Source organism: Pseudomonas sp. SIMBA_041, assembly GCF_046535095.1.
Taxonomy (GTDB): Bacteria; Pseudomonadota; Gammaproteobacteria; order Pseudomonadales; family Pseudomonadaceae; genus Aquipseudomonas; species Aquipseudomonas mucoides.
The window spans coordinates 1-248 of sequence record NZ_JAWRXJ010000725.1; the positions used below are offsets into that span (position 1 = coordinate 1).

At 54.0% G+C, this 248-nt stretch carries 1 protein-coding gene; it reads left to right on the top strand.

Annotated features, from left to right (window positions below):
- Positions 1-248, top strand: a 248-nt coding sequence (locus tag SB725_RS33010) for a hypothetical protein (protein ID WP_410923674.1), incomplete at both ends; no start/stop codon positions are given.

Consider the following 248-nt stretch of genomic DNA (forward strand, 5'->3'; position numbering starts at 1 on the left):
CGGAGATGGTTGCGGCATTTAATGCCTATCCCTTTCTCAAGGACAAAGCCACCTTCGTCTCCGAGGCGACGGCGGAAATAAAACTCAAGCCGGCTTCATTGGTTGACTTGGTGAAGTCATATTCCGCGGACGGAGCCAGAACCTACAAGGCCCTGGAGCCGGAAATGAAGACCCGGCTTCATGAGATCGACAGGCGCTCATCAGTACAGACGAGGTTTATCTGCTCCTTTGCCGTCCTGGAATGCCTG